This window comes from Streptomyces plumbidurans (assembly GCF_019857225.1).
Taxonomy (GTDB): domain Bacteria; phylum Actinomycetota; class Actinomycetes; order Streptomycetales; family Streptomycetaceae; genus Streptomyces; species Streptomyces plumbidurans.
Window position 1 is genome coordinate 1 of the sequence record NZ_JAFJSY010000060.1, and the last position, 9,015, is coordinate 9,015.

The window sequence follows — 9,015 nt, forward strand, 5'->3', positions numbered from 1 at the left end:
GCGATACTGGGATTGAACCAGTGACCTCTTCCGTGTCAGGGAAGCGCTCTCCCGCTGAGCTAATCGCGCGGGTGGAAGCCCTGGGGCTTCAGTGGACGATACTGGGATTGAACCAGTGACCTCTTCCGTGTCAGGGAAGCGCTCTCCCGCTGAGCTACTCGCGCGGGTGGAAGCCCTGGGGCTTCAGTGGACGATACTGGGTTTGAACCAGTGACCTCTTCCGTGTCAGGGAAGCGCTCTCCCGCTGAGCTAATCGTCCTTGGAGGTGGAGACGGGATTTGAACCCGTGTAGACGGCTTTGCAGGCCGTTGCCTCGCCTCTCGGCCACTCCACCAGGAGTGCAGGGGGTCGGGAAGATCCCCTCGATCCTTCGAGCGGACGACGAGGCTCGAACTCGCGACCTCAACCTTGGCAAGGTTGCGCTCTACCAACTGAGCTACGTCCGCCTGTCGTTTCGGTCCGCTCGCGCGTCCCGGCGACGAGGTGAACTCTAGCGGATTCCCGAGCCAGTACAAAAACGCGTTTGCGCAGCGTGCTGCGGTGCACCTGCTCAGTGATGCGGCCGGGGCAGCCGAGGGGACATGGCCGGGTCGCCTTCACGACACCCGTCCTAGACTCGACTGCGTGCTCGACCTGCCTCCTCTGGCCCGTTTCGGCGACCGCGTCGCCACCGGCCTCATCGACATCACCGGAGATCCGGCGGCCCTCGACTCCACCGGCTTCTGGGCCGTCGTGGCCGATTTCGAGGGCCGGTTGACGTGTGCCCGCTTCCGGGACGTACGCGACGAGCGGGTGCCCGCGCCGGTGCCGGGCCGGTGGCGGGGACCGGCGGCCGGTGACTGGACGTCCTCGCTCGACCGCGCCGCGTACACGGCGGGCGTACGGCGCATCCGCGAACTCATCGCGGCCGGCGAGGTCTACCAGGCGAACCTGTGCCGCGTGCTCTCCGCTCCGATCGCGCCCGACGCCGACGTGGACGCGCTGACCGCGCTGCTGGCGCGCGGCAACCCGGCGCCGTACGCAGGAACGATCCGGCTGCCCGGGCACGGCGTCGAGATCGCCACCGCCTCGCCCGAACTCTTCCTGCGCCGCACCGGGCGTGTCGTCGAGTCCGGACCGATCAAGGGCACCGGACGCACCGAGGCGGACCTGCTGGAGAAGGACTTCGCCGAGAACGTGATGATCGTGGACCTGGTCCGCAACGACATCGGGCGCGTCTGCGCCACCGGCAGCGTCACCGTCCCCGACCTGTGCGCCGTGGAGAAGCACCCGGGCCTGGTGCATCTCGTCTCCACGGTGCGCGGCGAACTGCGCGAGGGCGCCGGCTGGCCCGACCTGCTGGACGCCGCCTTCCCGCCCGGCTCGGTCACCGGTGCGCCCAAGTCGAGCGCCCTGCGGATCATCGACGCGCTGGAGAGCGCACCGCGCGGCCCGTACTGCGGCGGCATCGGCTGGGTCGACGCCGACCGGGGGACGGCCGAGCTCGCCGTCGGCATCCGCACCTTCTGGATCGACCGGGCGGAGGGTGCGCTGCGCTTCGGCACCGGCGCAGGCATCACATGGGGCTCCGACCCCGAGGCGGAGTGGCGCGAGACCGAACTGAAGGCGTCCCGACTGCTCGCGGTAGCGTCGGGGACGTACGAGGTGCGCGGCGAAGGACCGGCGACGCGCGGTGCCGACCCGGCGGACGTGGCACCTCATGGCGGCTCCGCCGCGGGCCGGACACCCGGCCGATCCGAAACACCCGGCGCGGACTTGTGAGGTAGGAACCAGTGAAGATCTGGCTCGACGGCGGGCTACAGGACACCGAGTCCGCCCGCGTCTCCGTCTTCGACCACGGACTGACCGTGGGCGACGGCATCTTCGAGACGGTGAAGGCGGTGCAGGGCAGACCGTTCGCGCTCACCCGGCACCTCGACCGGCTGACCCGCTCCGCGCGTGGCCTCGGTCTGCCCGACCCCGACCTCGACGAGGTGCGCCGCGCCTGCGCCGCCGTCCTCGAGGCCAACCCGATGCCGTACGGACGGCTGCGCATCACGTACACCGGCGGTCACGGCCCGCTCGGCTCCGACCGCGGCGAGCACGGCCCGACCCTCGTGGTCGCCCTCGGCGAGGCCACCCGGCGCCCCGACTCCACGGCCGTGATCACCGTCCCGTGGACCCGTAACGAACGCGGCGCCCTGACCGGCCTGAAGACCACCTCGTACGCCGAGAACGTCGTCGCGCTCGCCCGGGCCCACCAACACGGCGCGTCCGAGGCCCTGTTCGCGAACACGGTCGGGCAGCTGTGCGAGGGCACCGGCTCCAATGTCTTCGTCGTCCTCGACGGCGAGATCCACACGCCGCCGGTGGCCTCCGGCTGCCTCGCGGGCATCACGCGCGCGCTGGTCGTCGAGTGGAACGGAGCGAAGGAGACCGATCTGCCGCTGGACGTCCTGGAACGCGCGGACGAGGTCTTCCTCACCTCCTCCCTGCGCGACATCCAGGCCGTGCACCGGGTCGACGGGCGCGAACTGCCGGGCACGCCCGGCCCGGTGACCGCCAAGGCCGTGCGGGCCTTCGACGAGCGGTCCGCGGCCGACCTGGACCCGTGAGCGGCGGAAAACAGGCTGACACGGTGGGGTGCGGCGGGTAGAACTCCCCTGATGACCACGACTCTGCGGCCGACCGAGCCGCTCCAGCGCGCGGCGGACGGGACCCGTTCGCGGCGCTACCAGGTGTGCGTGAACAGCCGTCCCGTCGGCACCCTCCGTCTCGGCACCGCGCCCCAGTTCGCGGACTCCGTGGCCCGCATCCTCGATCTGCGCATCGAGGAGCCGGACCGCCACCGGGGCCGGGGCACGGTGGCCGCGCTCGCCGCGGAGGAGGTGGCGCGCGGCTGGGGATGCCGGCAGATCGAGGCACTGGTTCCCGGCGACGCCGAGACAGCGCTGCGGCTCGCCGGGGCGCTCGGCTACGTCCACCGCAACCGCGGCATGGAGAAGCAGCTCGGCGCCACCCCGCCCGCCCTGCCGCCCGGCAGCACGGGCCGTCCCATGAGCGAGCCCGAGTTCGAGGAATGGCTCGCGGCCGAGAAGGAGGCGTACGCGCGCGTGTGGATCGAGCGGGGCGTCCCCGAGGCCGATGCGCACGAGATGTCCCGGCGGGGCCACGCGACGCTCCTGCCGCAGGGTCTCGCCACCGAGGGCATGCTTTTCAGCGTGCTCGAACACGAGGGAACCCGGGTGGGCACCCTCTGGGTCGCCCTGCCCGAGAACAGGGCCTACGTCTACGACGTCCAGGCCGACGCCGCCCACCGCGGCCACGGACGCGGCCGCACGCTCATGCTCCTGGCGGAGGCCCAGGCCATCGAGGCAGGCCGGAGCGTCCTCGGGCTCAATGTGTTCGCGGGCAACATCCCGGCGGAACGGCTCTACGAGTCACTCGGCTACGAGACGACGCGGTACGTCCTGTACAAGAACCTGCTCTGAGACGACCTGCGCTGAGCCGCGCGGGCTGCTCGGAGGCAGAAGCACCCGCTCCGGGCTCATGCCGCCTCGGAAAGCAGCCGGTCCGCGATCTCCTCGATCCGCTCGCGCAGCCCCTCCTGGCTCTTGCTGCCGTCGAGGCGCTCCCCGCCGATGACGTACGTCGGCGTCCCGGTCACGCCGATCGCCTTGCCCTCGGCCTGGTCGGCGTCAACGATCAGGATGTGCCGGCCGTCGATCAGCGCGGTGTCGAACTCCTCGGCGTCGAGGCCTAGTTCACCGGCCACCGCGACCAGGAAGGGTTCGCCCTTGCTGTCCAGCTCCTCGACCCGCTCCAGCACGGCCTCGACGTACGGCCAGCCCCTGCCCTGCTCGAAGGCCTCCTCGGCGGCCTGCGCCGCGGCGAAGGCGTGCTGGTGCTTCTCCGCCGGGAAGTGCCGCAGCCGCAGCTCCAGCCGGTCGCCGTAGCGGTCGCGCAGTGCGCGCAGGTCCCGCAGGGCGCTGCGGCAGTCGGGGCACTGGAGCTCGCACCAGACCTCGAGAACGGGCACGGCGGGCGCTGCGGGGGAGGAGTCGCTCATGGTCACAGTGTCCCAGTCCGGGCCTGGCCGACCCAAGCCGGGCGGCGACGGCGGCCCGCGCCCTGAGCATGACCCCGATCCGCACCGCGAGCGACCCCGATCTGCACCCGAGGACGAGGGCGATCTGCACCCGGGGCGAGGCCGATCTGCACCCGGGGGTGGGCCCGCGACCGGCACCTGCGGAGGATCCGACCCGGAGATGTCCCTGATGTCCGCCCGGGCCATGGCCTCGCGGGGGCGGAGCGGTGCAGGATGGAAGGGACGAACTGTCCCTGCCCGACCCAGCCTGCCTGGAGGACCGGATGATTGCCGAGACCGTCTGTTCCGCCGTCGCCGCGGCGGGCCTGGGCATCGCTGCGGTCACGGCGTACCGCAAGCGTTTCCTCTCCGCCGCCCGACTGGCCGCCTATTCGCTCGTGCCCCTGGGCCTGGTGATGACCGGCACGGTCCAGTGGCTGGCGGACACCGCCTTCAGTCCGACGGCCTGGGCGGGCTTCGGCGTGCTCGGCGTCGCCTGGCTGCTGTTCTCCACCACACGCGCGGTGGAGCGCCGCAGCGGCGGCACCCGCAAGGAGCGCAGGCAGGCCAGGGCCGCCGAGCGGCGCGAAGCGGTTGCCCCGGCCGCCTCGGCCCCCTCCCTCGGCCAGGGGAGCCGCGCGGCGAGCAAACCCGCGAGCGCGCCCCGCTCCGACTCGTCGGAGGACTTCAGCGACATCGAGGCGATCCTGAAGAAGCACGGCATATGACCGCCGTCGGGTGAGGTCCCGGACGACTGAAACGACACAGTGGATCAACGCTGCGCCGCGAAGTGATCACGACCAGTACCGGTCTGCGCGTAATCCGGAGAACTGGCGCTCAATCCGTGCGTGTTGATCGCGCGGGACGTGCAGTCTGCGTCATCATCGCCGCGAGATGCTGGACACGACACAGAGCGATGCCGCGCCGCCGAAGGATGAGCCGCGTGGATGCCTTTTCGCCCTTTCCCAGCCACCGCTGATGATCTTCCTAGCGGTGATCGGGTGTCTGCTCCTCATGGCTGCGCTGCACGACCTGCTGTTGCTGTGAGCCGTACCCGTGGTCCTCGGCGTCACCCGCCGGGGACCACGTCGACATCCCAGTGCGTCGGCCGGGCGTGACGTCAGCCCGCCGCCTCCTTGCGCCGTGCCCGGTACGCCGCCACATGCAGACGGTTTCCGCAGGTGCGGCTGTCGCAGTAGCGCCGCGAGCGGTTGCGGGAGAGATCGACGAAGGCACGCCGGCAGTCGGGAGCCTCGCAGCGGCGCAGCCGCTCCTGCTCACCGGCCACCACGAAGAACGCCAGCGCCATCCCGCAGTCGGCCGCGAGGTGGTCGGTGACGGAGGCACCGGGCGCGAAGTAGTGCACATGCCAGTCGTAGCCGTCGTGGTCCGTGAGGCGCGGGGTGGTGCCCGCGGCGGCGACCAGGTCGTTGATCTGCCCGGCCGCGCTACGGGCGTCCGGCGCAGCGAAGACCGAGGCGAACCGCCCGCGGATCTTCCGCACGGCCGACAGGTCGAACTCCGAGAGCGTCCCGACGTCGCTGATCTCGTGGTTGCGTACGAACTCCTCGAGAGCCGCGAGGTCCGGCAGTCCGTCCGGTGCCGCGTTGTCCTCCGGCGCGGTGTTCACCAGATCCACCACCGTGTCGAGCGCGCACCGGGTGTCGTGGGTGATGAGCACGTTCAGCTCCCTGGCCTCGGGTCGGGCGGGCGCCCGCCTCATGCTGGCCGATGGTAGTGGCTCGGCGCCCGGCTGCGGGCGGTCGTGCCGCCCCGGCGGCAGCAGCGGACCCCGCCGGGGCGATCACCCGGCCTCGTGTCGCACACACCGGCGCCGCCCCGCGACGAAGCCGCGGTGGCGGCGCTGATGCGTACCGTATGCAGTTGTTCTGGCCCGAGCCGTCACCCCGAGTCGACGGCGCCGGGCGGCTTCGAGGTGCCTCGCCCTAGCTCTCCGCCAGGATGTGCGACAGCTCCTGATCCAGATCGAAGTGCCGGTGTTCCGTGCCGGGAGGCACGGCGGCGTCTGTTCGCTTCAGGAAGGACTCCAGCGCCCGCGCCGGGGCTTCGAGCAGTGCCTCGCCCTCAGGAGAGCTCAGGGCGATGCAGACGACCCCCTGACCGTGACTGCGTGACGGCCAGACGCGGACGTCGCCGGTGCCGGTCGGCCGGTGGAGGCCTTCCGCGAGGAGGTCGCGGGCGAACACCCACTCGACGGTCTCCTCGGCTCCGGTGTGGAAGGTGGCGTGCACGGCGTAGGGGTCGGCCGTGTCGTACCGCAGGCCTGCGGGGACAGGCAGGGAGGACTCGCTCGACACAACGAGGCGCAGGTGCAGCTCGCAGCTGACCGTGGTGTTCATAAGCGCCAGGGCCTTTCGCTCAGTGTGCGCTCGGGGATTCGCACGTCGGCGAAATCGACATGCCACCTACGGTGCCGTTGTAAACCCCTCTGAGTGTTTTGCGTGTCTTTACGTAACTCTTCCGGCCGAGAGCATCTTCGTGCGGTACGGCCATTCCGGTGACTGGTTCCCGTTGCGCAAAGCAAGGTAAAGTTTGGCCGTATGAATACGGGGAGTAGCGGAACCGAGAGCGGGGCGGGCGAGATCGCCGTGGCACCGGACAAGTCGACGCCGGACGCGGCGGACACGGGTGGGGCGGACAAGGCGAACGAGCACGATGCGCACGGCGAGCAGGGGCTCGGCTCCAGGGCGCCCGCGTTCATCAAGAGCAGTCGCGCACTGCATCTGAGCTGGCAGGTCGGCGTCTTCGTCGTCGGGCTCGCGGTCGTGGCCGCCGGCATCGTCATGCTGCCGCTGCCCGGGCCCGGCTGGGTCGTGATCTTCGGCGGCATGGCCATCTGGGCCACCGAGTTCGTCTGGGCCCAGCTGGTGCTGCGCTGGACGAAGCGCAAGGTCACCGAGGCGACCCGGAAGGCCCTCGACCCCAAGGTGCGCCGCCGCAACATCACACTCACGGTGATCGGCCTCGTGATCGTGGGCGCCTTGGTCGGCGTCTACCTCTGGAAGTTCGGTGTCGTGATGCCGTGGAACATCAAGGACCAGTGATCGGTATCGGGCGGGTTCCGCAGCCGTTCGGCGTGGGTCCGCGCTGGTCCGCGTTGGTCACAGGCACCCCCTGACATGGGGTAATCTTCTTCCTGCGCCCGGGCGATTAGCTCAGTGGGAGAGCGCTTCGTTCACACCGAAGAGGTCACTGGTTCGAACCCAGTATCGCCCACCCGGACCGACGGCCCGTCTGCGAGAGCAGGCGGGCCGTCGTCGTGTGCGCACCCCGTCATCGGCGGACTTCCAGGACTACGTTTTTTATGGGAGGAGTTCCGGACGCGGGCTTCCGGCGTAAATGCGCCGGGCATTTTCCAAAAGGCCGTCAATTCCCTTTGGAAGTACGACAAGAGAAACATTCCGCTAGCTCATCCTCCCCAGGGCCTCCCGCACCCGCCTGACATCCCGGATCCGCTGCTCGTACGTCGCACCGAGCACCAGCAGCAGGCATCCGGCGAAGGCGGGCGGCACCCAGCCGGGGAGCGCGTCGGCCATCCGGACCAGGGGCGGGGCGAGTTCGCGCAGCGCGTCGAGGACGAGCACCGAGCCACCGAGCACGAGGGGTGCCCGCAGGCGGTGGCGGGCGCCCAGCAGGGTGAGCAGCAGGGCCGCCGCGCCCAGCAGCAGCGGGCGCGTCCAGTGCGCGTCGTTCCAGGCGGCGGCGAGGCTCGGCAGCAGGGTGGCGGCAAGGCCCGGACCGTACGCCGTCCAGGACGAGGCCTCGGGGTCGCGGTGCCTGCGCCAGGCGCCGACGCACAGCGCCGGGACCGTGGCCGGGAGCGTGTACGCCTCTACGACACCGACGTCCCAGGCCGCCAGCCGCACCCAACTGGCCAGCAGGAACAGGGCGGCGGCCGCGTATCCGACGGACCGCCGGTCGGGGCGTACGGCCGTGCCCGCCGCGACCACCGTGCACAGGGCCAGCACCAGGGCGAGCATCGGCGCATCGGTGAGCGCGAGGCCGACGGCGAGCAGTCCGGCGGCGGCTCCCGTGATCTCGACCGGCACGCGCGCGTGGGCCGCCGCCGGGCGAGCGGCGAGCAGGGCCGCGGTCGCCGGAACCAGGAGCACCAGCAGCGCCGTGTGCTGCACCTGCCAGCCCGCGGCCGCACCCGTCGCGCACGCGAGCGCGGCGCCGTACACCAGCGCGGCAGGTGCGGTGACCGGCGCGAGGTGCGGCCGTAGCGAGGCGGCCGCGAGCGCCGCCGTCTGAGCGGACAGCACCGCGAGCGTGGCCGTCTGGGACGGCAGCGAGAGGAAGGTGAGCGGGACCGAGCCGCCCAGGGCGAGCGCGGTGGTCGTCGTGGGCAGGAAGCGCACGGACGCCGCCGCGAGGGCCGTGGCGACGGCCGCTCCCTGCAGCAACAAGCCTGCTGCATAGGGGAGTTGAAAGGCGGCGGGCAAGGCCATGAGGGTGGCCCAGGTCAGGTATGCCGCGCCGGTAGCGGCACCCGGCCGTCGGGTCTCGGCTCGCGCCAGGAGTGCGAGTACGGCCGCGACGGTCACCGGAGCCAGGAGCAGCTGCCAGGAGTGCGGTGCCCACGGCACGTGGACGCTCACCGCCGCACGCGTGTCGGACGGTGCGCCGGACCACGGCTGGACAGCCCAGCCGAGCGGACCCAGCAGCGAGACCAGGACCAGCGGCAGCGCACAGGCGACGGCGGCCGTCTGCACGGCGCCGGCCGCCAGGACGACGCCGCGCCGCACGGGCTCGGGGAGCCGCATCCGCACCACCGTCGACAGGGCGACACCGCAGGCCAGATAGGTCGGCACGGTCCACTCCCCGGGCAGCGACGCCCGCAGCACGCCACCGGCCGCCGCGACCAGGAGCAGACCGCCCGCCACGGCGTTGCCCGTCGCCACGGCCCGGCCCGGCAACCGCGCGGC

Annotated in this window: 10 protein-coding genes and 5 tRNA genes; 7 read left to right on the plus strand and 8 right to left on the minus strand. The window is 71.6% G+C overall.

Going from position 1 to position 9,015, the window contains the following annotated elements:
- Positions 1-92 precede the first annotated feature (92 nt).
- The 4 genes from JYK17_RS30080 to JYK17_RS30095 all read right to left on the minus strand — a co-directional run bounded on the left by JYK17_RS30080 (position 93) and on the right by JYK17_RS30095 (position 446).
- A tRNA-Val gene (locus JYK17_RS30080) sits at positions 93-161 on the minus strand.
- 26 nt (positions 162-187) lie between these two features.
- Positions 188-259: transfer RNA gene (locus JYK17_RS30085), tRNA-Val, on the minus strand.
- A 1-nt stretch (position 260) separates the two neighbouring features.
- Positions 261-334 (minus strand) — tRNA-Cys (locus JYK17_RS30090).
- 39 nt (positions 335-373) lie between these two features.
- Positions 374-446, minus strand: a tRNA-Gly gene (locus tag JYK17_RS30095).
- Between the two features lie 178 nt (positions 447-624).
- Here JYK17_RS30095 and JYK17_RS30100 point away from each other — a divergent pair.
- From JYK17_RS30100 to JYK17_RS30110, 3 genes are read left to right on the plus strand one after another with little or no spacing between them, the layout of a single operon-like run.
- Positions 625-1,761, plus strand: coding sequence for a chorismate-binding protein (locus JYK17_RS30100; RefSeq protein ID WP_108011517.1), 1,137 nt, complete (start codon positions 625-627; stop codon positions 1,759-1,761).
- Between the two features lie 11 nt (positions 1,762-1,772).
- Positions 1,773-2,594, plus strand: a complete 822-nt coding sequence (locus tag JYK17_RS30105; protein WP_222811594.1) for an aminotransferase class IV — start codon at positions 1,773-1,775, stop codon at positions 2,592-2,594.
- A gap of 51 nt (positions 2,595-2,645) precedes the next feature.
- Positions 2,646-3,470: a GNAT family N-acetyltransferase gene (locus JYK17_RS30110; protein WP_222811595.1), complete on the plus strand. Its 825-nt coding sequence runs from the start codon at positions 2,646-2,648 to the stop codon at positions 3,468-3,470.
- Positions 3,471-3,526: 56 nt separating this feature from the next.
- Here JYK17_RS30110 and JYK17_RS30115 read toward each other — a convergent pair whose 3' ends face one another.
- Positions 3,527-4,048: a DsbA family protein gene (locus JYK17_RS30115; RefSeq protein ID WP_222811596.1), complete on the minus strand. Its 522-nt coding sequence runs from the start codon at positions 4,046-4,048 to the stop codon at positions 3,527-3,529.
- A gap of 302 nt (positions 4,049-4,350) precedes the next feature.
- On the opposite strand from JYK17_RS30115, the gene JYK17_RS30120 reads away from it, so the two are divergent.
- On the plus strand, positions 4,351-4,794 hold the full coding sequence (locus tag JYK17_RS30120; protein ID WP_222811597.1) for a hypothetical protein: 444 nt from the start codon (positions 4,351-4,353) through the stop codon (positions 4,792-4,794).
- Between the two features lie 166 nt (positions 4,795-4,960).
- The gene (locus JYK17_RS30125; RefSeq protein WP_164932292.1) at positions 4,961-5,113 is read left to right on the plus strand and encodes a hypothetical protein; all 153 of its coding nucleotides are present in this window, start codon (positions 4,961-4,963) and stop codon (positions 5,111-5,113) included.
- 73 nt (positions 5,114-5,186) lie between these two features.
- Here JYK17_RS30125 and JYK17_RS30130 read toward each other — a convergent pair whose 3' ends face one another.
- Positions 5,187-5,747, minus strand: coding sequence for a CGNR zinc finger domain-containing protein (locus tag JYK17_RS30130; RefSeq protein ID WP_108011505.1), 561 nt, complete (start codon positions 5,745-5,747; stop codon positions 5,187-5,189).
- 265 nt (positions 5,748-6,012) lie between these two features.
- Positions 6,013-6,426: an SsgA family sporulation/cell division regulator gene (locus JYK17_RS30135; protein WP_004002642.1), complete on the minus strand. Its 414-nt coding sequence runs from the start codon at positions 6,424-6,426 to the stop codon at positions 6,013-6,015.
- 201 nt (positions 6,427-6,627) lie between these two features.
- On the opposite strand from JYK17_RS30135, the gene JYK17_RS30140 reads away from it, so the two are divergent.
- The gene (locus JYK17_RS30140; RefSeq protein ID WP_222811599.1) at positions 6,628-7,131 is read left to right on the plus strand and encodes a TIGR02611 family protein; all 504 of its coding nucleotides are present in this window, start codon (positions 6,628-6,630) and stop codon (positions 7,129-7,131) included.
- A gap of 100 nt (positions 7,132-7,231) precedes the next feature.
- Positions 7,232-7,303: transfer RNA gene (locus tag JYK17_RS30145), tRNA-Val, on the plus strand.
- Positions 7,304-7,491: 188 nt separating this feature from the next.
- Here the strand turns inward: JYK17_RS30145 and JYK17_RS30150 are convergent.
- Positions 7,492-9,015: SCO7613 C-terminal domain-containing membrane protein (locus JYK17_RS30150; protein WP_372465337.1), on the minus strand; the 1,524-nt coding region annotated here is incomplete at its 5' end.

Bases quoted from the DNA above. Each gene is read 5' to 3' on its own strand.
- JYK17_RS30110 (WP_222811595.1), top strand. From the start codon at position 2,646: ATGACCACGACTCTGCGGCCGACCGAGCCGCTCCAGCGCGCGGCGGAC.
- JYK17_RS30115 (WP_222811596.1), bottom strand. From the start codon at position 4,048: ATGAGCGACTCCTCCCCCGCAGCGCCCGCCGTGCCCGTTCTCGAGGTC.
- JYK17_RS30120 (WP_222811597.1), top strand. From the start codon at position 4,351: ATGATTGCCGAGACCGTCTGTTCCGCCGTCGCCGCGGCGGGCCTGGGC.
- JYK17_RS30125 (WP_164932292.1), top strand. From the start codon at position 4,961: ATGCTGGACACGACACAGAGCGATGCCGCGCCGCCGAAGGATGAGCCG.
- JYK17_RS30135 (WP_004002642.1), bottom strand. From the start codon at position 6,426: ATGAACACCACGGTCAGCTGCGAGCTGCACCTGCGCCTCGTTGTGTCG.
- JYK17_RS30140 (WP_222811599.1), top strand. From the start codon at position 6,628: ATGAATACGGGGAGTAGCGGAACCGAGAGCGGGGCGGGCGAGATCGCC.